Genomic DNA, 21003 nt, shown 5'->3' with positions numbered 1-21003 from the left:
CATGAAGGTCATGGCTCAGATGGCGATGGTCATGAACCTCGACAAGTGCATCGGGTGCCACACCTGCTCGGTGACGTGCAAGCAGGCGTGGACCAACCGCTCCGGCATGGAGTACGTCTGGTTCAACAACGTCGAGACCCGCCCCGGCCTCGGCTACCCGCGCGGATACCAGGACCAGGAGAAGTGGAAGGGTGGCTGGGCCCTCAACGGGCGAGGACGCCTCACCCTGCGCGCCGGCGGTCGCCTCAACAAGCTCCTCAACATCTTCTCGAACCCGAAGATGCCGGCGCTGAGCGACTACTACGAGCCGTGGACCTACGACTACGAGACCCTCCTCAGCGCACCGGCGCAGAAGAACTTCCCCGTGGCCCGGCCGCACTCGCTCATCTCCGGCAAGCCGATCAACATCGAGTGGTCGGCCAACTGGGACGACGACCTCGGCGGCAGCATGGAGCACGCCACCAAGGACCTCATGCTCAAGGGCATCGAGGACAAGGTGAAGTTCGAGTTCGACCAGACCTTCATGTTCTACCTGCCGCGCATCTGCGAGCACTGCCTCAACCCCAGCTGCGCCGCGTCGTGCCCCTCCGGCGCGATCTACAAGCGCGAGGAGGACGGCATCGTCCTCGTCGACCAGGACAAGTGCCGCGGCTGGCGCATGTGCGTGACCGGATGCCCCTACAAGAAGATCTACTTCAACCACAAGACCGGCAAGGCCGAGAAGTGCACCTTCTGCTACCCGCGCATCGAGGTCGGGATCCCGACCGTCTGCGCGGAGACCTGCGTCGGCCGGCTCCGCTACATCGGGCTCATGCTCTACGACGCGGACGCGGTCCTCGAGGCGGCGTCGGTCGAGGACGACCACGACCTCTACGAGGCGCAGCGCTCGGTCTTCCTCGACCCGTTCGACCCGGCGGTGATGCGCGAGGCGGAGCGGGCCGGCATACCGGGCGACTGGGTCGATGCGGCCCAGCGCTCGCCGGTCTACGCGCTCATCAACACCTACAAGGTCGCGCTGCCGCTGCACCCGGAGTACCGGACCATGCCGATGGTCTGGTACATCCCGCCGCTGTCGCCGGTCGTCGACGTCATCAAGGACACGGGCCACGACGCCGAGGACCAGGACAACCTCTTCGCGGCCATCGACACCCTCCGGATCCCCATCGAGTACCTCGCGAACCTCTTCACCGCGGGTGACCCGGCGCCGGTCGACGCGGTGCTCCGCCGCCTCGCCGCCATGCGCTCCTACATGCGCGACATCAACCTCGGGCGTGACCCGCAGGAGCGCATCCCCGCCGCCGTCGGCATGACGGAGGAGGAGATGTACGACATGTTCCGCCTGCTCGCCATCGCCAAGTACGAGGACCGCTACGTCATCCCCACGGCGCACGTCGAGGAGGCGCACGGCCTCGAGGAGCTGGCCACCGACTGCCCCGTGACGAGCTACGACGACGAGCTGCTCGACATCTCCGGACCGTTCGGCGAGGGCTCGGGCCGCGGGTCGGCGACCCCGGTCGCGGTCGAGAACTTCCACATGCTCCAGCAGCGCCAGACCTCCGAGGGCCTCGTCGGCGGTGGCAGCTCCACCGGCCGGGTCAACCTGCTCAACTGGGACGGCAAGGGCGTGCCGCCCGGGATGTTCCCGACGGACCCGGACGACGGCTCCGCGGTCGACGACGAGGCGCGGCGATGATGCCGTGGCGGCGTCACCGCCGCACCTCCTCGCAGCTCTCCCCGCAGGACCAGGCCAGTGCGTGGCAGTGCATCTCGCTGCTGCTCGACTACCCGGACGAGACCCTGCTCGAGCGGGTGCCCATGCTCACCGAGGTCGTCGACGGGCTTCCCGACGGTGTGCGTATGCCGTTGCGCCGCTTCCTCGCCCACCTCGCCACCACCGACCTCGGCGAGCTCCAGCGCGACTACGTCGACACGTTCGACGTGACCCGCCGGTGCTGCCTGCACCTCACCTACTTCCTCCACGGCGACACCCGCAACCGCGGCGCGGCGCTGGTCCGGATCAAGCAGGACTACCGCCGTCACGGCGTGCAGTTCACCGACGAGGACGCCGAGCTGCCCGACCACCTCTGTGTGGCACTGGAGTTCGGTGCGACCGTCGACGCGGGGACGACCTGGCGGCTGCTCAACGACCACCGGGTCGGCATCGAGCTGCTCCGCGTCGCGCTCGTCGAGCGGGAGTCGGCCTGGCTCGACGTCGTCGAGGCCCTCCGCGCGACCCTGCCGGTCCTCGCCGGGGACGACCACGAGGCCCTCGCCCGGCTCATCGAGGAGGGTCCGCCCGCCGAGCTCGTCGGGCTGAGCACCGAGATGAACGCCCCCTACGCGACACCGTCGAACCTCGACGACCACCAGCCCAGCGGCCCCACGCCCGTCACGATCGGAGGCCCGCGATGAGCACGTTCCTGTGGGTGATCTTTCCCTACATCTGCCTCGCGGTCTTCGTCGCCGGCCACGTGTGGCGCTACCGCTACGACAAGTTCGGGTGGACCACGCGCAGCTCCCAGCTCTACGAGAGCAGGCTGCTCCGCATCGGCAGCCCGCTCTTCCACTTCGGGATGCTCGGCGTCGTGGTGGGCCACGTCATGGGGCTCCTCATCCCGCAGAGCCTCACCGACTCCCTCGGCCTCAGCCACGAGGCGTACCACGTGCTCGCGCTCGCCGGTGGCATCCCGGCCGGCATCGCCGCCGTCGTCGGGCTCGCCATCCTCGTCTACCGGCGTCGCACGGTCGGCCCGGTCTTCTCGGCCACGACCGTCAACGACAAGGTGATGTATGCCGTGCTCGGCACGGTCATCGTCCTGGGGATGTGGAACACCATCGCCGGGAGCCTGTTCACCATCGGTGGCGAGTACAACTACCGCGACGGGGTCTCGCCGTGGTTCCGCCAGATCTTCTGGTTCCAGCCCGACGCGAGCCTCATGGCTGAGGCGCCGGTGGGCTTCAAGCTGCACGCCTTCCTCGCGTTCCTCCTCATCGCCATGTGGCCCTTCACCCGGCTCGTTCACGTGTTCTCCGCGCCGCTCGGCTACTTCACCCGCCCCTACATCGTCTACCGCAGCCGCGACGAGCGTCCCGGTCGGGGGACCGGCAGCCGCGCCCAGAAGCGCGGCTGGGAGAAGGTCGGGTGACGGAGGCTCCAGAGCCGGCCGTCGACCTCCTCGCCGACGGGGAGGTCCTCCTGGCGCAGGCCCGCGACGGCGGGCGGGCGCAGGCGGTCCGCCTCGCCTTCGGCCAGCCGGGTCAGAGGTCCCTGCTGCTCGGGCTCCCGGCCGGTGGTGGCCTGCCCGACCACGACGCCCCGGGTCCCGCCTCGCTCGTGTGCCTCGCGGGCGAGGTGGTCCTGAGCAGCGAGGGACGGTCCTGGACGCTGCCGGCAGGGTCGGGGCGGGCCATCCCCCAGGCGCGTCACGACGTGCGGGCCGATGTCGACAGCATCTGCCTCCTCACCGTCTCGATCGACTGAGCCCGAGGCCGTGAACCCCAGCCATGCCTGACATGGTGGGGTCGTGACTGGCGAACGCGACCGCAATGGCGCAGAGGTGGGCGTCGGGCCGTGGGTCGGGTCGTGGCCACATGACGAGCGCCTGGACCCCGACCTGCTGCGTGACGGCGACCGCCGCAACGTCGTGGACGGCTACCGCTACTGGCGCCACGACGCGATCGTCGCCGACCTCGACACCCGCCGTCACGACTTCCACGTCGCGATCGAGAACTGGGAGCACGACTTCAACATCGGGTCCGTGGTGCGCACCGCCAACGCCATGGGGGCCGCGGCGTTCCACATCGTCGGTCGTCGCCGGTGGAACCGGCGCGGTGCCATGGTCACCGACCGCTACCAGCACGAGCACCACCACCCCACCCCCGGTGACCTCGCCACGTGGGCCCGGGAGAACGGCATACGCCTCATCGGCATCGACAACCTGCCGGGCAGCCGGGCGCTCGAGACCTACGACCTGCCGAGGCGCACGATGCTCGTGTTCGGCCAGGAGGGCCCCGGGCTCTCCGAGGCGATGCGCGCCGAGTGCGAGGCCACCCTGCACATCGAGCAGTTCGGGTCGACCCGCTCGATCAACGCCGGGGCGGCTGCGGCCATCGCGATGCACGCGTGGGTGCGCCGCCACGTCTTCGGGCAGGACGTGCTGCTGAGGACGCCGGCGTCCGGGACGGTCGGCTCGCCGCCGTCGACCGTGGTCTAGGCTTGCTCCTCCCCCCGCACCGCCAGAGCCCACGAGAGGCGCTTCGCCATGCCCATGCCCGAGGAGCTCACGGCGGAGCGGCAGCACCTCGCCGCGGCCCGCGCCGAGCTGTCCCGCATGCGTGAGCGCACCCTCGCCCTCGAGGTGCAGGGAGGCAACGCCGCGTCCAGCGAGGCGCTGGCCGAGTCGCTGTGGCGGCGGGCACGGTCCCTCGAGGACGACCCGGCGACCGCCCTGTTCTTCGGGCGCATCGACCTCGAGACCGACGAGCGCTGGTACATCGGCCGCCGCCACGTCACCGACGACGCCGGCGACCCGCTCGTCATCGACTGGCGCGCCCCGGTCTCGACGACGTTCTACCGGGCCTCACACACCGACCCGCTCGGGGTGCGGCTGCGTCGCCGGTTCGGCTACGACCACGGCCGGATCACGGCGATGGAGGACGAGCACCTCCTCGACGCCAGTGAACCGGACGCGCGCTCGCAGATCCTCGCGAGCGAGATCGAGCGGCCCCGCGTGGGCCCGATGCGCGACATCGTCGCGACCATCCAGCCCGAGCAGGACGCCCTCGTCCGGGTCGACGTCACGACCACCGTCTGCATCCAGGGGGCGCCCGGCACCGGCAAGACCGCCGTCGGCCTCCACCGGGCGGCCTGGTTGCTCTACGCCTTCCGCGACCGACTCACTCGCACAGGGGTGCTCGTCATCGGCCCCAACCAGGCGTTCCTCGAGCACATCGGCGCCGTCCTCCCCACCCTCGGCGAGGTCGAGGTGCGGCACACGAGCATCGAGGCGCTGACGTCCTCCGTCCCGGTCCGCGCCGTGGAGCCCACCGACGTGGCCCGGCTCAAGGGTGACGCCCGCATGGCGGAGGTGCTGCACCGCGCGGTCTGGTCGCACCTCGTCCCGCCCACGGAGGCGATGGTGCTGCCGCGCGGGTCGCGGCGGTGGCGGGTCGCCGCCCACGACCTCGCCCCGCTCGTGGACGGCCTGGCGGGACGCGACATCCGCTACGAGACCGCGCGACAGCTGCTGCCGCAACGGCTCGCGCATGCGGTCCTCCTCAAGATGGAGGCGCTGGGGGAGTACCCCGACGACCGCGTCCAGGACTCGGTGGCGCGCAGCGCCCCCGTCAAGGCGTATGCCGCGTCGCTGTGGCCCAGGGTCGACGCCCGGGCGCTGCTGCACCGCCTGCTCTCCGACGCCGATGCGCTCGCGGCCGCTGCGGACGGCATCCTCACGGAGGAGGAGCAGGAACGGTTGCGGTGGCAGAAGCCTTCGCGCACAGCCGGATCGGCGAGGTGGACGTTGGCCGACACGGTGCTGCTCGACGAGCTCGGCGACCTCCTCAGCCGCACGCCCAGCCTCGGACACGTCGTCCTCGACGAGGCCCAGGACCTCTCGCCGATGCAGCTGCGGGCCGTCGGTCGGCGGTGCACCAGCGGCGCGGCGACCGTGCTGGGCGACATCGCGCAGGGCACGACCCCGTGGGCGACCGGGTCGTGGACGGAGAGCCTGCGCCACCTCGGCAAGCCCGACGGCGTGGTCTCCGAGCTGCGCCGCGGGTTCCGCGTGCCCGCGACGGTCATCGACTTCGCGGCCCGGCTGCTGCCGCTCGCCGCCCCCGGGCTCGCTGCCCCGCTGTCCGTGCGTGACAACCCGGGGCGCCTCGACCTCGTGCGCGTGGGGTCGGCCGACCTCGTCCCGGCGACGGTGGCCCGGGTCGACGGGCTCCGTGCCCTCGAGGGGAGCATCGGCGTCATCGTGCCCGACGCGCGCGTCGCCGAGGTGTCCGCGGCGCTGGGCGCCGGCGGCATCGAGCACGGGACGCTCGGAGCCGGCCACGGCGACGTCGACCACCAGGTCGACGTCGTGCCCGCCACCGTGGCCAAGGGCCTGGAGTTCGACCACGTGCTCGTCCTCGAGCCCGCCGAGATCGCGGCCGCCGAACCGGACGAGCGGACGGGGCTGCGCCGGCTCTACGTCGTCCTGACCCGCGCCGTCTCCGACCTCACCGTCGTCCACGCGGAGCCGCTTCCCCAGCCGCTCACCGAGTCGCCACGCGTCGGGGGCTGACAAGGAGCAGGCCGACCGCGGCCACGGTGAGCACCGGCCACCACCAGTGGACGCCGTCGTCGTCGACGACGCCCTGGCCGGCCATGAGCCCGAGCCCGCCGCAGGCTGCCAGCGTGACGACGACGGGCAGCCAGGCCGGTGGGGGTGCGGCGTCGTCGGGACGGGGCGTCTCGAAGCGCCCCAGCACGGCGATGAACCCGGTGGTGACGAGGGCCAGCGCCGCCCACCACAGCGGCCTGCTCGCCCACCACCCGCCGGTCAGCGGCTCGATCCCCAGACCCGGGCCGCCGAGCAGCACCGAGACGCCGATGACGAGCACCATCGCCGTGAGGTGCCACAGGTAGAGCGTCATGATCCGCGTGTTGACGAGCACCGTCGCGGTCCAGGCGCGGGGTCGCTGCATCCACCGGGCCAGCAGGGGTTCGAGCGCGAGCACCACGCCGCCCTGGAGCATGCCGAGGAAGAGCATCGTGACCCGCGTCGGGTAGGAGTTGTTCACCGCGGCGCCGTCGAGCCCGATCATCGACACCGGGTACGGACCGGCCCACACGAGGGCGACCATCCCGACCGCGCCCACGGCCGCGAGGAGCGCCCGGCGGCCGGTGCCGGACAGCCGCCCGTCGAGCCAGGCGTAGCCGAGCATGGAGACCGTGGCCCAGACGACGAGGTAGTTGGCGAACCCGACGAGCAGGGTGTCGGTGCCGATGGACACGAGGTCGACGAGGCAGGCCAGGGCGGCGCCCCCGGCGACCGACGTCCAGCCGGCGCGCTCCCAGAGCCACAGGGTGGCGGGGGCGACGGCGCACACGACGACGTAGGCCGCGAGGAACCAGGTCGGGACGAGCGCCACCTGGGAGGCCGTGCGAAGCGTCCCCGCCGGGACGCCGGCAGCCCACGCCACCGCCGTGGCGGCGAGCCAGAAACCCAGCAGCGGGACGACCGGGACGAGGAGGCGACGCAGCCGCGAACGCAGCCACGCGGCATACGGAAGGCCGCGGCGGCGGGCGGAGCGCCAGGACAGGCCGTTCGCGTAGCCGCCGACGATGAAGAAGACCGGCATGACCTGGAAGACCCAGGTGAGGGGGTGGGTCCACGAGGCGAGGGCGAGCAGGTGTCCGATGACGAGCTCGCCGTCGCGGACGTGCACGGCCGCCATGAGCCAGTGGCCCAGGACGACGACGACGATGGCGCCGGCGCGCAGGAGGTCGACGACGCGGTTGCGCTCGGCGGGGGTGGCGGCTGCGAGGTCGCGCACGGTGGAGAGGTCCATGGGGACAGCGTGGCGTCTGCGCAGTCGACCGCGCGTGAGTACGACCACCCACCGTTGTCGATCCCGTTGTGGTTCGCTCGTCAGGTGGGTGAGGACGCGCCCGCGCCCCCACCGTCACGACCACGAGGAGACCGATGAGTCGCCACCTGCTGCTGCTGCCCGCACCCGAGGCCGAGTGGGCGGAGCTGCCACCGGAGGAGCACGAGAAGGGGTTGCGCTCGCACGAGCGGTTCCACCGCGACCTCGCCTCCGGTGGGCACACCGTCGTCACCACCAGCCCGCTCGCGCCCTCGGCCGAGGCGACGGGGATGCGTCCCGACGGCAAGGGCGGGGCCCTCGTCACCCAGGGTCCCTTCACCGAGTCCGTCGAGCAGGTCGTCGGCTTCTACCTCGTCGAGACCGAGGACGAGCCCGACCTCCGTCGCCTCTGCATGGAGTTCGCCGCCCGTGGTGAGCTCATCGAGTTCCGCAACCTGGTCTGAGAGAAGGAGTCCTGCCATGAGCCAGCGCTACGTCATCCTGCTGCCGGGCGACGAGACCGCCTGGGAGGAGGCGCCGCAGGAGCACCGCGACGCCGTCTACGCCCGCCACGACGAGTTCGGCCGCAGGCTGCGGGCGGGCGGCCACCCGGTCGTCGGGGGCGCCGAGCTGACCCACTCGCGCGAGACGAAGCTGGTCCGGGCCGATGCCGACGGCAGGGTCCTGGTCAGTGACGGACCCTTCGCGGAGACGACCGAGCAGCTCACCGGCTACTACGAGGTCGAGACCGACGACCTCGACGGCCTCCTCCAGCTCGTCGGGCTCGTCGCTGGGCCCGACCACGACCGGGCCGGCATGGGCGCCGTCGAGGTGCGCCGCGTGGCGACCGAGGAGGACCGGGAGGCATGAGGCGCTACCTCATGCTCATCGCCCACGACCCCGGCGGCTGGGAGTCGGCCACCGCGGAGGAACGCCGGCTGTACGTCGACGGGCACGCCGCGTTCGACCGCTTCGTCGACCGGCACGGTCGCCGGGTCTCCGGTGCTCCGCTCGCCGACGCCGACACGGCGACGACGGTCCGCCACAGCGCTGGACGACGGGTGCTCACCGACGGCCCGTTCGCCGAGTCGGTCGAGATGATCGGTGGCTACTACGACGTGGAGCTGCCCGACCTCGACGTCGCCATCGCCGCCGCCTCCCTCCTCCCACCTGCGTATGCCGTCGAGATCCGGTCGGTGGTCGAGCTCGACCCCACGGGTGAGCAGGTCGGGTGACCCCTCTCGAGCGCGTCGTGCGCGAGGAGTGGGGGCGGCTCGTCGCCATCCTCCTCGCGCAGTTCCGCCGCCTCGACCTCGTCGAGGACGCGCTGGCGGAGGCGGTGGCGTCGGCCCAGGCGAGCTGGACCGACGCCACCACCCCCGACAACCCGGTCGGCTGGATCGTGACCGCCGCCCGGCGCCGGGTCCTCGACCGGCTGCGCGCCGAGGCCATGGCCGCGCGCAAGGAACCCCTGCTCGCGGTCGAGGCGGCCGGACGACCGAAGGAGGGCGTGATGGTCGACGACGGCACCGCAGTCGACGACGACCTGCTGCGCCTCGTGCTCATGTGCGCCCACCCCGCGCTGCCGCCGGAGGGCGCCAGCGCGCTCTCGCTCCGTCTCGTCATGGGCATCCCGACGTCCGACATCGCCCGGCTCTTCCTCGTCCCGGAGGCGACGGTGGCGGCGCGGATCACCCGGGCGAAGAAGAAGGTCGTCGCGGCCGGCATCCCCTTCGCGATCCCGGGGAACGACGCCATCGGTGAGCGGCTCGACGTCGTCGCGCACACGGCATACCTGTCCTTCACGGCCGGCTACGCGCCCGGCAGTGGACCCGACCTCCTGCGGGCCGAGCTGGCCGGTGAGGCACTGCGCCTCGCGCGGGTCACCCGCTCCCTGCACCCGAGCGTCACGCTCGACCTCCTCGTCGTGCTCATGGCCCTGCAGCACTCCCGCCGCGACGCGCGCGTGGGCACGGACGGCTCCCTCGTCCTGCTCGCCGACCAGGACCGCGACCGCTGGCACCACGACGAGATCGCGGATGCGCTCGCGCTGCTCCGGTCGATCGAGAACGGGCCCGGCCCCTCGTCGACGTTGGGGCGCAGCTACCACCTCCAGGCCCTGGTCGCCGTCGAGCACGCGACCGCCGCGAGGCCCGAGGACACGCGCTGGGACCACATCGCGACGCTCTACGCCGGCCTCGAGACGCTCACACCCTCGCCCGCGGTCCGGGTCGCTCGCGCGGTGGCGGTCGCCGAGGCGGAGGGGCCACGACGCGGGCTGGCGCTGCTCGACGGGGTCACGCTGTCCGGACACCGGCTCCCCGCCGTCCGTGGGGAGCTGCAGGCCCGCGCGGGCGACCTCGACCGGGCGCGAGAGAGCCTCGCCGAGGCGGTCGCGCTCTGCGAGAACGAGATCGAGCGTCGCCACCTCGAGAGCCGGCGGGACGCGCTCGGCACGTAGGGCCGGGTTACCGGTCGGTCCATGGGCACGCTGTTGCCAGCGGGGGCCTGCGTGGAAGGATCGAGACTGAACCTGTTCGCCGCTGACAAGGAGACCTCATGCCCATCGCCACTCCCGAGATCTATGCCGACATGCTCGACCGGGCCAAGAACGGCTCGTTCGCCTACCCGGCCATCAACATCACGTCCAGCCAGACGGTCACCGCCGCCATCCGTGGCTTCGCCGAGGCCGGCAGCGACGGCATCATCCAGGTGTCGACGGGCGGCGGCGAGTACGCCTCGGGCTCGACGATCAAGGACATGGTCACCGGCGCCAAGGCGCTCGCGGCCTACGCGGAGGAGGTGGCGAAGGGCTACCCGGTCAACATCGCGCTGCACACGGACCACTGCCCCAAGGACAAGCTCGACGGTTTCGTGCGCCCCCTGCTCGCCGCGAGCACGGAACGGGTCAAGGCCGGAGGGCTGCCCATCTTCCAGTCGCACATGTGGGACGGCTCGGCCGTGCCGCTCGAGGAGAACCTCCAGATCGCCGACGAGCTCCTCGCCCTGTGCAAGGCGGCGAACGTCATCCTCGAGATCGAGGTCGGCGTCGTCGGCGGTGAGGAGGACGGTGTCGCCAACGACATCAACGAGCAGCTCTACACCACGCCCGAGGATGCGGTCGCGACCATCAAGGCGCTCGGATCCGGCGAAGAGGGCCGCTACCTCACGGCCCTGACCTTCGGCAACGTGCACGGCGTCTACAAGCCGGGCAACGTCAAGCTCCGCCCCGAGATCCTCAAGTCCGCGCAGGAGGCCGCGGCCGCCGAGCTGGGCCTGGGCTCCGACGCCCGCCCCTTCGACCTCGTCTTCCACGGCGGGTCCGGCTCGACCGCCGAGGAGATCGCGGCGGCCGTCGACTACGGCGTCGTCAAGATGAACGTCGACACCGACACCCAGTACGCGTTCACCCGTCCCGTCGTCGAGTGGATGCTGCGCCACTACGACGGCGTCCTCAAGATCGACGGTGAGGTCGGCAACAAGAAGCAGTACGACCCGCGCGCCTGGGGCAAGGAGGCCGAGAAGGGCATGGCCGCCCGCGTCGTCGAGGCCTGCGAGAACCTCCGCTCCGCCGGCACCCACCCGGCCTAAGGCATGAGCGACAACCTGCTCGGCATCCCCGAGACCCGGCTCCCCGTGGACCCGGCCGCGCGGCTGCTCGACGAGGGTGTGGCGCCCGACCAGGTGGCCGCCGGCAACCCCACGTCGTCGCTGGCCTGGGCCACCCTCGCCGAGGACGCCCTCGCCGACGGCCGCACGGTCGAGGGCTACGCCTACGCCCGCACCGGCTACCACCGTGCCCTCGACGCGCTGCGCAAGAGCGGCTGGCGCGGCCAGGGCCCGGTGCCGTGGGAGCACGAGCCGAACCGCGGCTTCCTGCGCTCGCTCGCCGTGCTGTCCCGGGCCGCCGGCCTCATCGGTGAGAGCGACGAGGAGCGGCGCTGCGCCGACTTCCTGCGTGACTCCTCGACGACGGGGGCGCGCGAGCTCGGTCTCTGACCGGGGACGTCGAGAGGGGCCCGGACCGTGTGGTCCGGGCCCCTCTCCGCCCCTGCCAGGAGCACCGCGCCGTGGCGCGAGCGCGTCCGTTGTGTCCCCTGCCACGTCGGATGCGCAGTGCCATCATGCACCGGCGGCGGCGGTTTCTGCGACACTTAACTGCCAATGGCAGGAACTTGCCACCGACCCCCTCACAGGAGCTCTCATGCCGCTGACCTCAGCAGATGCGACGTCGCCCTCCCGGTTGCTCGGGGAGTACTGCGACCGCGAGGACTCACGGATCGAGGAGCGACTTCGTGACCTCGGGCAGGCCCGGGCGCTGCTCGCCCGCCTCGACAGCGCCGGCCCCGCGCCGAGCACGCAGGGGGTCGAGCCGATCAGCGACGAGATGGCGCCGACGGTCGTGCAGCGGCTCATCCACGAGGCCAGCGGCCTGCTGCGCAACGTCGTCATGGTCGTCGACTCGGGCCCCGCCCTCGACGACACGACGATGCGCGACAACCAGCAGTGGATCGCCGGCGGCAACCTCCAGCGCACGATCTACCCCGCGGCCGCGCTCGACACCCCGCAGGGGCTGCAGTGGCTGCGGTCCTGGTCGACGGTGGGGGAGGAGCAGCGTCTCCTCCCGGAGGTCGGGTCGGAGTACGCCGTCTTCGGCGACGTCGGAGCCGTCGCGCTCGCCCGATGGGGCGAGCTGGCGTCCGGCTACGTCCTCATCCGGGACCCGCTGCTCATCTCGACGCTCGCGGCACACTTCGACCTCGCCTGGGAGCACGCGCACGCGGTGCCGTTCGCGGCCAGCGTCCCCGGTGACGAGCGGCTCGTCGAGCTGCTCGGCATGGGGCTCAAGGACGAGGCCATCGCGCGCTTCCTCGGCATCGGTCTGCGTACCGTCCGCCGGCGGATCGCCGCCCTCATGGCGATCCATGGCGTCGACACCCGGTTCCAGCTGGGCGCGGCGCTGACGTCGCTGCGCTCGGGGCCGACGCGGCCGACGCGGGTGGGGTCCGGCCGCACCCGATAGGCTGGAGCGCGATCCGGGGGCCCGTCGCACGTCTCGCGCCGGGCCCCTCGCATGTCACGCACGCGCGGGCTCGCCCGCGCACGGAAGGTGGACCAGATGCCGGCAATCGTGCTCGTCGGGGCCCAGTGGGGCGACGAAGGCAAGGGCAAGGCGACCGACCTCATGGGCGAGGACGTCGACTACGTCGTGAAGTTCAACGGGGGCAACAACGCCGGGCACACGGTCGTCATCGAGACCGACGGGAAGCGCGAGAAGTACGCCCTGCACCTCCTTCCCTCCGGCATCCTCACGCCGAGCGTCACGCCCGTCATCGGCAACGGCGTCGTCGTCGACCTCGAGGTCCTCTTCGAGGAGCTCGACGGTCTGGGTGCCCGCGGCGTCGACACGAGCAAGCTGCTCGTCAGCGCCAACGCGCACGTCATCGCGCCGTACAACCGCACGCTCGACAAGGTCACCGAGCGCTTCCTCGGTGCCCGCAAGATCGGCACGACCGGCCGCGGCATCGGACCGACCTACGCCGACAAGATGAACCGCGTCGGCATCCGCATCCAGGACATCTTCGACGAGGGCATCCTGCGCCAGAAGGTCGAGGCGGCCCTGGCGCTGAAGAACCAGGTCCTCGTCAAGATCTACAACACCCGCGCGGCGGAGGCCGACCGGGTCGTCGAGGAGCTGCTGTCGTATGCCGACCGGTTGCGTCCCATGGTCGCCGACACCGCCCTCGTGCTCGAGCAGGCGCTGAACGAGGGCAAGAACGTCCTCCTCGAGGCCGGCCAGGCGACGCTGCTCGACGTCGACCACGGCACCTACCCCTTCGTCACGTCCTCGTCGGCGACCGCCGGCGGGGCCTGCACCGGCTCCGGCATCCCGCCGACCCGCGTCAGCCGGGTCATCGCGATCCTCAAGGCGTACACGACCCGCGTCGGGGAAGGCCCGTTCCCGACCGAGCTCGACGACGACAACGGCGAGTTCCTCCGCAGGACCGGCGCCGAGTACGGCACGACGACCGGGCGCCCGCGTCGCTGCGGCTGGCTCGACGTCGTCATCGGCCGCTACGCCACCCGGATCAACGGGGTCACCGACTTCGTCATCACCAAGCTCGACGTGCTCACCGGGCTCGACACCGTCCCGATCTGCGTCGCCTACGACGTGGACGGCGTCCGCCACGACGAGATGCCGGTGGGGCAGAGCGACTTCCACCACGCGACCCCGATCTACGAGGAGCTCCCCGGCTGGCCGGAGGACATCTCCGGGTGCCGCACCTTCGAGGAGCTGCCGGCCAACGCGCGGGCCTACGTCCTGCGCGTCGAGGAGCTCATCGGCGCCCGGGTCTCGGCCATCGGCGTCGGCCCCGGCCGGCACGAGATCATCGAGCGCCACCCCCTCCTCGACTGATTGCGCATTGCGCTCTCCCGAGTGCGACTGATTGCGCATTCCGGTCAGACATCGGCGCCGGCGCAGGTCCGCGGTGCGACCGGAATGCGCAATCAGTCGGGTCGCGCCTCGGTGACGGGACGGCATACGTCGGCAGGTTCAGCTGCGTCCGCAAGGGTGGTCGGGTTCGCGACCAGGGTTGCGGACGCTGCCGTATGCCGTCCTGTTGCGTCCGCAAGGGTGGTCGGGTTCGCGACCAGGGTTGCGGACGCAAGAAGTCGGGCGGCAACGGAGGGGCAGCCGGGGCCGGGGCGGCTCAGCCGGGGCGGAGGACGGTCATCCGGTGGGCGGCGCGGGTGAGGACGACGTAGAGGACGCGCACCCCGCCGGGTGACTCCTCGACGATCGCGTCGGGGTCGAGCACGACCGTCGCGTCCCACTCGAGACCCTTGGTCGAGAGCGGGTCGATGACCTGCACCCGTCCCTCTCCGGTGCCGTCGAGGTGGGCGAGCCGGTCGGCCCAGCGACGGGGCGTGATGACCGCGATCGAGCCCTCGACGTCATCGAGCAGCTCCTCGACCGCCTGCTCGACCGCCGACGTCGGCGGCGCGTCGACGACGCGGTCGAGCGGGTCGACGCCGGTCTCGCGCACCGCCTCCGGGATGTCGGCGTCGGGCACGAGCGGGAGGATGACGTCGCGGGCGTAGGCGAAGATCTCCCGCGCGTTGCGGTAGTTGGTGTCCATGTGGAAGCCACGCACCTCGTGCGAGCCGTAGGCCTCCGTCTGCGCGGCACGGGCCTCCTCGCGGTCGCTCCACGACGCCTGGGCCGCGTCGCCGACGACGGTCCACGAGGCGTTGCGCCCCCGGCGCGCCAGCACCCGCCACTGCATCGGGGAGAGGTCCTGCGCCTCGTCGACGAGGACGTGCGCGCTGCTCGAAGCGCGTTCGATGCGGCCGTGCAGGAGCCGTTCGCGGGGGTCGAGGGGCGTGACCACGCTCTGGGTCCGGGCGGTCGCCACCCCGCGGTCCACGCCGGCGCGCACGTCGTTGACGCCGTAGGACGCGAGGTCGTCGTACTCGTCGATGTCGTAGAAGCCGCGCTCCTCGGACTCGGGCTCCTGCACCGGGCCGAGCTTGCCGGAGAGGTCGTCGATGAGGGCGATGTCGGACACCGACCACGTGCCGAGCTCCAGCGCCTCGCGCATCGAGAGGGCGAGCGCGGCCGACTCCTCCTGGTCGAGGACGCCGCGGGCGAGGCCGTAGACGAGGTCGGTGTCGGCGAGTCCGAGCAGCACCTCGCGGGGGTCGACCTGGCGCCACCACGTGCGCATGAACTCGTCGACGTCGCGCGAGGAGTCGAACGCGTCGAAGAACTCGTCCCGTTCGCCCTGGCGCACCGAGGCCCACGCCGCCTGGGCGAGCTGCTCACGGGCCTGGTGGGTGGCGAGGTTGTGCTGGGCCGAGCGCAGGACCTGGCGCCGGATGCGGTGCAGGACGGACTCGTCGAGCCGCACCGCGTGGCCGTTGATGAAGGCGCGCAGATGGGTCGGCGCGCCCGCCGGCGGCCGTGACGCGGCCCGGGACAGGAGCCGCCGGATCCGCAGCGAACCCTTGACCGCCGCGACCTCGGGCTGGTCCAGGCGGCTCGCGGTGACGCCGTCGACGAGGTCGCCGAGCGCCCGCAGCGCGACGCTGTCCTCGCCGAGCGAGGGCAGCACGCGTTCGATGTAGGCGGTGTACGCCGCGGACGGACCCACGACGAGGATGCCGCCGGACTCGAACCGGCGACGCTCGGAGTACAGGAGGTATGCCGCCCGGTGCAGGGCGACGACCGTCTTGCCGGTGCCGGGACCGCCGGTGATCTCGGTGACGCCGCGCGAGGGCGCGCGGATCGCCTCGTCCTGGTGGCGCTGGATGGTGGCGACGATGTCGCGCATCTGGCGTCCGCGGGTGCGGGTCAGCGCGGCGATGAGAGCCCCGTCGCCGACGACGACGATGTCGTCCGGCGCCTCGGGAACCATGAGGTCGTCCTCGACGCCGACGACGGTGGCGCCCTTGCAGCGCAGCACGCGTCGGCGGAGCACCCCCATGGGGTCGACGGGCGTCGCCCGGTAGAAGGCTGCGGCGGCGGGTGCCCGCCAGTCGACGACCAGGGGCTCGTAGTCGTCGTCGCGCACCCCGAGGCGTCCGATGTGCCGGATGTCGCGCTCGGCGGCCGGGGTCTCGACGTCGCCGAGGTCGAGGCGTCCGAAGACGAGGCCCTCGTACTGCTTCTCGATCGCGGACCGGCGCTTCGCCGCGGCGTACACGAGGGCGTCACGCTCGAAGAGCCCGGTGAGCTCCTCGTCGCGGACCTCGCCGCTGCGGCTCGACCGCCCCCGGGCGATGCCGTCCTTCTCGACCTCGGCGGCGCGCGCGGACGCCTTCTCCAGCTCGCGGTAGACGCGGTCGACATGGTCCTGTTCGCCGGCGATCTCGCGTGCGACATCGGCCGACGTGTCGGTGGCGCCGGGGCGCGCGGTCGTCACGGTCGGGGCCCTCCCTGCAGAGCAACGTGTGCGTGGTGCGCGTCGCGCACGGAAGGGACGAGTCTACGCGGGCGGCGGGGGTGCGAGGACGGGCGGCCCACCCCGGTCCCGGGCGTCAGAGGAACTCACGTCGGACGGCGATCACGCCCGCCTGGAAGCGGGTCGTCGCACCCAGCTCGACCATGATGGCGCGGATCCGACGCTCGACCGTGCGCTGCGAGATGCCCAGCTGCCGGGCGATCGTCTGGTCGCTGGCGCCGGCGGCGAGCAGCGCGATGACCTGACCGTCGCGCTCGTGCAGGCGGCCGAGGGGCCCGCCCCGGAGCGTGCGCGGCAGAGGGGTGCTGGCTGCGAAGAGGCCCATGCACATGTCCATCAGGGCGCCCGCGAGGTGGCGCTGCTGGACGTAGAGGGAGCCGCCGCCCGTGGCGTCGAGGTGCGTGACGTCGATGACCGCCGTGGTGCGGTCGACCGCGAGCACCGAGAACGCGAGATGGGGAGTGAGCCGAACCTCGATGCCGTCGGCACGCATCGTCTCGAGGGCGCTGAACGCCCCCTCGACCTCGAGGATCGACTGCTCGAAGACGAGCAGGCGCTCGAGGCTGGGGCTGGTGGTCGTCGGCCGGGCCGCGATGATCGACTCGGCGTGACGGATGACGACCCTGTCCATGCGCTCGCTGCGGGCGACGAGCCGGACGACCCGGGTCTCGGCCCGGCGGGCGGCGCGGAAGAACGCGGCCTCGACGTCGTCGACGGTCGCGAGGAGGGCGACCTCCCGGTTCGTCCGGGACGCGCCCTCCGCCGAGCGCGCCTCGTTGTACATGTGGGTGAGGCCCTCGACGGCCGATCGGGTCGTGCGGGCCTGGCGCTCGAGGTCGGCCGCGTAGGCCGGGAGGGTGCTGTCCGGCGGGTAGACCTCGATGACGTCGCGTCGGGTCGCGTTGACCATCCCGCGCATCTCGAGGCTGGTCAGCGCGGCGCCGACCTCGTCCTCGGTGAACCCCTCCCTGAGCAGCGCGCTGCGGCGGGGCGCCGCCTGACGCAGCAGGAGAAGGTAGACGCGCGTCGTCAGCTCGTCGCCCGCGAGCAGGGGAGCGGGGTCGGTCACGCGCCCACACTATGGCGGGATGACGACATTGTCAGGAACCCGCCTCCATTCGGTTTGAATGACGGGCGACCCACGTGTCATGGTGGGACACGTCGACCACGTCGATGTTCACGCAGAGCGCCGGTTCCCCCCAACCGTGAGTGCCGCGTGATCGGGCGCGACGCTCCCGGGGGTACCCCCCTGCTCCCCGGGCGCGTCGCGCCCACACTTTTCTCCTGCCGCACCGCCGAGCCCGTATGCCGTCCGCGGACTGCCGTGGGCCCCGCCTCGGGCCACACCTAGGCTTGGCGCCCATGAAGGTCCTCGTCATCGGCGCCGGTGCTCGCGAGCACGCCATCGTCCGCAGCCTCGTGGCGGACACCTCGGTCGACGCGGTGATCGCGGCTCCCGGCAATCCCGGCATCGGCCACCTCGCGCTCTGCGAGCCGCTCGACGAGATCACCGACAGCGCGACCGCCCTGGCCATCGCGCAGCGCCACGACGTCGACCTCGTCATCGTCGGGCCCGAGGTCCCGCTGGTCGCCGGCATGGCGGACGTCCTGCGTGACGGGGGCTTCGACGTCTTCGGCCCGTCCGCGGCCGCCGCGCGGCTCGAGGGGAGCAAGGCCTTCGCCAAGGAGGTCATGTCGGCCGCCGAGGTCCCCACCGGGCTCGCCCACCTCTGCACCACCCCCGACGAGGTGGCCGACTCCATGGACGCGTTGGGCACGCCCTACGTCATCAAGGACGACGGGCTCGCCGCCGGCAAGGGCGTCGTCGTCACCGACGACCGTGAGGCCGGGCTGCGGCACGCCGCGGCCTGCCTCGCCAAGGAGGGCGGCCAGGTCGTCGTCGAGGAGTTCCTCGACGGACCCGAGGTCTCCCTCTTCGTCCTCAGCGACGGGATGACCGTGCTGCCGCTGTCGCCGGCGCAGGACTTCAAGCGGGTCGGCGACGACGACGCCGGCCCCAACACCGGGGGCATGGGGGCCTACAGCCCGCTGGACTGGGCCCCGGCCGGGCTCACCGCCGACCTCGTGACCCGGGTCGCCCAGCCGACCGTCGACGAGATGCGCCGCCGCGGGACCCCGTTCGTCGGCGTGCTGTTCATCGGCCTCGCCCTCACCACGAGGGGCCCCCGGGTGATCGAGTTCAACGCCCGCTTCGGTGACCCCGAGACCCAGGTCGTCCTCGCCCGCCTCCTCACCCCGCTCGGCACCCTGCTCAAGGCCGCGGCCACCGGTCGTCTCGACGAGTACGACACGCTCCGGTGGTCCGACGAGCACGCCGTCACGGTGGTCGTCGCGGCGCACAACTACCCGGGCACCCCGCGCACCGGCGACCCCCTCGGGGGGCTCGACGAGGTCGAGGGCGTCCCCACGGCATACGTCCTGCACGCCGGGACGGCGCTCGACGCCGACGGCACCCTCGTGTCGTCCGGCGGCCGCGTGGTGTCCGTCGTCGCGACCGGAGACGACCTCGCGCAGGCCCGCGACCGTGCCTACGCCGCGGTGGCGCTCGTGGAGCTGGACGGGTCGCACCACCGCACCGACATCGCGCTGCGGGCGTCCCGCGGTGAGGTCACGGTCGGCTGACCCCGTCGGTGGCCGTGGCTACGGTGGGGCGATGGACCAGCCGCAGCCCGAGCTCGGGATCACGATCGACTGCACGGACGCCCGGGTCGTGGCCGACTTCTGGGCGCACGCGCTGGGCTGGGTGCAGGCGCCACCGCCCCCGGGATGGAGCGACTGGCCGAGCTTCCTGCGCGACCACGAGGTCCCCGAGGAGGAGTGGGGCGACGGGGCGAGCATCTGCCCCCGGTCGGGAGGTGGACCCAGGATCAGCTTCCTCAAGGTGCCGGAGCCCAAGACCGTGAAGAACCGGCTCCACCTCGACGTGCGCGTCAGCGGTGGGCGCGCGGTCGAGCAGTCGCTGCGCGAGCAGCGCATCCGGGCGACCGAGGCCGACCTCGTCGCGCGGGGCGCGCGGCTTCAGCGCGAGGACCGGTTCGACGGCCACCTCGACCACCTCGTCATGGAGGACCCGGAGGGCAACGAGTTCTGCATCGTCTGAGCCCGCGCGCGGCACCTGGCCGCCGCCCGACGGGTCAGTCGTCGACGCCCCGCGCGCTCAGCGCCTCGCCGAGACGGTCGGCGTGCCGCAGCGAGCGCACGATGAGCGGTACGGCGAAGGCGCGTGGGCTCGACCGCAGGCCCCGGGCGTGCTGGGCCTCGCGGACCTCCTGCGCCAGCCCGAGGACGACGTGGACCGAACGGATCCCCAGGGCGAGCATGAGCCCGACGCGCTGCGGGTCGATCCCGAACCAGCGCAGCCAACCGGCCACCCGCACGACGACGTCCACCATCGCCGTCGTCCGGGTCGTCAGGGTGACCAGGCCCGCGAGCAGCACGAGCGCGACGAACGACCCGACCACCCCCACCCCGGTGCGCCACGACGCGAACACCCACTGGACGACGAGCAGCGGCACCGCGACCCAGGCCAGGCCCGCCACCTGGCGGAGCAGCGCCCGCAGCGGCAGGCGCGCCACGGCATACCCGGCCAGGACGAGCGCGATGGCGAGCCCGACCTGCCAGGGTGAGCGCCACACGGCCAGCGCGGCGCCGGTCGCGAGCAGGACGAGGAGCTTGGGCCCCGCCCCGACCCGGTGCACGAGGGACGCACCCGGGAGGTAGAGCGGGACTGCCTGGGCGGGCATCAGCGGGTCGCCAGCTCGCGGTAGGCCCCGACCGCGTCGTCGGCGCCGCCGTCGTGGACGACCCTGCCGTGGTCGAAGACGAGGACGCGGTCGAAGCCGCGCAGCAGGTCGAGGTGGTGGGTGACGAGCACGACCTGCTGCGGGAGGCGGTCGACGAGCCGCCGCACCATGTCGGCGTTGCGCAGGTCGAGCAGCGTCGTCGGCTCGTCGAGGACGAGGAGGTCGGGCTCGGTGACGAGGACGCTCGCCAGCGCGAGGAGCTGCTTCTGCCCCCCGGAGAGCAGGTGGGCCGGATGGTCGGCGTGGTCCGCGAGACCGTATGCCGTCAGCGCACCTTCCGTGCGTTCCGCGATCTCGGCCCGGGAGAGGCCGCGACGACGCAGCCCGAAGGCGATGTCCTCCCCGACCGTCGGCATGACGATCTGGGCGTCCGGGTCGGTGAAGCAGAAGCCGACGCGCCGGCGCACCTCACGGCCGTCGCGCACCGTGTCGAGCCCGTCGACCGTCACCGTCCCCGAGTCGGGGCGCACGAGCCCGTTGAGGAGCCGGACGAACGTCGACTTGCCGGAGCCGTTCGCCCCGACGACACCGATGCGGGGCTCGGTGAGGTGCAGGTCGACCTCGCGCAGGACGGTGCGGCGTGCGGCTCCGTCACCGAAGGAGTGGCTGACGGCGCTGACGTGGATGTCGGGCAC

Annotated in this window: 21 protein-coding genes; 16 read left to right on the top strand and 5 right to left on the bottom strand. The window is 72.4% G+C overall.

The features are described 5' to 3' along the window. The first annotated feature begins 1 nt into the window (after window position 1). The 6 genes from narH to N801_RS08180 are packed head-to-tail and all read left to right on the top strand — an operon-like array spanning window position 2 to window position 6290. Window positions 2-1693: a nitrate reductase subunit beta gene (gene narH, locus N801_RS08205; protein ID WP_035936083.1), complete on the top strand. Its 1692-nt coding sequence runs from the start codon at window positions 2-4 to the stop codon at window positions 1691-1693. Further along, complete coding sequence (gene narJ / locus N801_RS08200; RefSeq protein WP_052112765.1) at window positions 1690-2412, top strand: nitrate reductase molybdenum cofactor assembly chaperone; 723 nt, start codon at window positions 1690-1692, stop codon at window positions 2410-2412. The genes narH and narJ overlap by 4 nt, the downstream gene beginning before the upstream one ends. Then, window positions 2409-3146 carry a respiratory nitrate reductase subunit gamma gene (narI, locus tag N801_RS08195; protein WP_035936081.1) on the top strand — a complete coding sequence of 246 codons (738 nt, stop codon included), beginning with the start codon at window positions 2409-2411 and terminating at the stop codon, window positions 3144-3146. The genes narJ and narI overlap by 4 nt, the downstream gene beginning before the upstream one ends. Continuing rightward, window positions 3143-3481, top strand: a complete 339-nt coding sequence (locus tag N801_RS08190) for a cupin domain-containing protein (RefSeq protein ID WP_035936079.1) — start codon at window positions 3143-3145, stop codon at window positions 3479-3481. Before narI ends, N801_RS08190 begins: the two co-directional genes overlap by 4 nt. Before the next feature lie 43 nt (window positions 3482-3524). Further along, window positions 3525-4214 (top strand): TrmH family RNA methyltransferase, encoded by a 690-nt coding sequence (locus tag N801_RS08185; protein WP_052112764.1) that lies wholly within the window; start codon window positions 3525-3527, stop codon window positions 4212-4214. A gap of 54 nt (window positions 4215-4268) precedes the next feature. After that, entirely contained in the window at window positions 4269-6290 is a 2022-nt protein-coding gene (locus tag N801_RS08180; protein ID WP_084108512.1) for a HelD family protein, read from the top strand. On the opposite strand, the gene N801_RS08175 is transcribed toward N801_RS08180, so the two are convergent. After that, window positions 6262-7560 carry an acyltransferase family protein gene (locus N801_RS08175; protein ID WP_035936072.1) on the bottom strand — a complete coding sequence of 433 codons (1299 nt, stop codon included), beginning with the start codon at window positions 7558-7560 and terminating at the stop codon, window positions 6262-6264. The two genes, N801_RS08180 and N801_RS08175, sit on opposite strands and share 29 nt — an antisense overlap. A gap of 134 nt (window positions 7561-7694) precedes the next feature. Here N801_RS08175 and N801_RS08170 point away from each other — a divergent pair, with 134 nt between their 5' ends. The 8 genes from N801_RS08170 (at window position 7695) to N801_RS08135 (ending at window position 13996) form a co-directional block, all read left to right on the top strand. Beyond that, complete coding sequence (locus N801_RS08170) at window positions 7695-8042, top strand: YciI family protein (protein WP_035936069.1); 348 nt, start codon at window positions 7695-7697, stop codon at window positions 8040-8042. Window positions 8043-8058: 16 nt separating this feature from the next. Then, window positions 8059-8448: a YciI family protein gene (locus N801_RS08165; RefSeq protein ID WP_035936063.1), complete on the top strand. Its 390-nt coding sequence runs from the start codon at window positions 8059-8061 to the stop codon at window positions 8446-8448. Further along, window positions 8445-8813, top strand: a complete 369-nt coding sequence (locus N801_RS08160; protein WP_035936061.1) for a YciI family protein — start codon at window positions 8445-8447, stop codon at window positions 8811-8813. Before N801_RS08165 ends, N801_RS08160 begins: the two co-directional genes overlap by 4 nt. Next, a complete protein-coding gene (locus N801_RS08155) occupies window positions 8810-10039 on the top strand; it encodes an RNA polymerase sigma factor (RefSeq protein WP_035936059.1) in 1230 nt (409 codons plus the stop codon). The genes N801_RS08160 and N801_RS08155 overlap by 4 nt, the downstream gene beginning before the upstream one ends. Window positions 10040-10137: 98 nt before the next feature. Further along, complete coding sequence (gene fbaA / locus N801_RS08150) at window positions 10138-11169, top strand: class II fructose-bisphosphate aldolase (RefSeq protein WP_035936056.1); 1032 nt, start codon at window positions 10138-10140, stop codon at window positions 11167-11169. Window positions 11170-11172: 3 nt separating this feature from the next. Next, window positions 11173-11577 carry a DUF3151 domain-containing protein gene (locus N801_RS08145; RefSeq protein WP_035936054.1) on the top strand — a complete coding sequence of 135 codons (405 nt, stop codon included), beginning with the start codon at window positions 11173-11175 and terminating at the stop codon, window positions 11575-11577. A gap of 205 nt (window positions 11578-11782) precedes the next feature. After that, window positions 11783-12601 carry a helix-turn-helix transcriptional regulator gene (locus N801_RS19680; RefSeq protein ID WP_052112763.1) on the top strand — a complete coding sequence of 273 codons (819 nt, stop codon included), beginning with the start codon at window positions 11783-11785 and terminating at the stop codon, window positions 12599-12601. Window positions 12602-12697: 96 nt separating this feature from the next. Further along, on the top strand, window positions 12698-13996 hold the full coding sequence (locus tag N801_RS08135; protein WP_035936052.1) for an adenylosuccinate synthase: 1299 nt from the start codon (window positions 12698-12700) through the stop codon (window positions 13994-13996). A gap of 295 nt (window positions 13997-14291) precedes the next feature. Here N801_RS08135 and N801_RS08130 read toward each other — a convergent pair whose 3' ends face one another. Both N801_RS08130 and N801_RS08125 read right to left on the bottom strand, forming a co-directional pair. Further along, window positions 14292-16505, bottom strand: coding sequence for a HelD family protein (locus tag N801_RS08130; protein WP_035936045.1), 2214 nt, complete (start codon window positions 16503-16505; stop codon window positions 14292-14294). Window positions 16506-16620: 115 nt separating this feature from the next. Further along, a complete protein-coding gene (locus tag N801_RS08125; RefSeq protein WP_035936042.1) occupies window positions 16621-17613 on the bottom strand; it encodes a helix-turn-helix transcriptional regulator in 993 nt (330 codons plus the stop codon). A 293-nt stretch (window positions 17614-17906) separates the two neighbouring features. On the opposite strand from N801_RS08125, the gene purD reads away from it, so the two are divergent. Beyond that, the gene (gene purD, locus N801_RS08120) at window positions 17907-19187 is read left to right on the top strand and encodes a phosphoribosylamine--glycine ligase (protein WP_035936124.1); all 1281 of its coding nucleotides are present in this window, start codon (window positions 17907-17909) and stop codon (window positions 19185-19187) included. Between the two features lie 31 nt (window positions 19188-19218). Continuing rightward, entirely contained in the window at window positions 19219-19665 is a 447-nt protein-coding gene (locus N801_RS08115) for a VOC family protein (RefSeq protein ID WP_035936040.1), read from the top strand. Between the two features lie 34 nt (window positions 19666-19699). Here the strand turns inward: N801_RS08115 and N801_RS08110 are convergent, their stop codons facing one another. Next, complete coding sequence (locus tag N801_RS08110) at window positions 19700-20308, bottom strand: energy-coupling factor transporter transmembrane component T family protein (RefSeq protein ID WP_035936038.1); 609 nt, start codon at window positions 20306-20308, stop codon at window positions 19700-19702. Then, window positions 20308-21003: an energy-coupling factor ABC transporter ATP-binding protein gene (locus N801_RS08105; RefSeq protein WP_035936037.1), complete on the bottom strand. Its 696-nt coding sequence runs from the start codon at window positions 21001-21003 to the stop codon at window positions 20308-20310. Before N801_RS08105 ends, N801_RS08110 begins: the two co-directional genes overlap by 1 nt.

The organism is Knoellia aerolata DSM 18566 (assembly GCF_000768695.1).
Classification (GTDB): domain Bacteria; phylum Actinomycetota; class Actinomycetes; order Actinomycetales; family Dermatophilaceae; genus Knoellia; species Knoellia aerolata.
The sequence above is the reverse complement of the archived record's forward strand: the minus strand, read 5'-3'. Positions and strand labels throughout refer to the sequence as shown.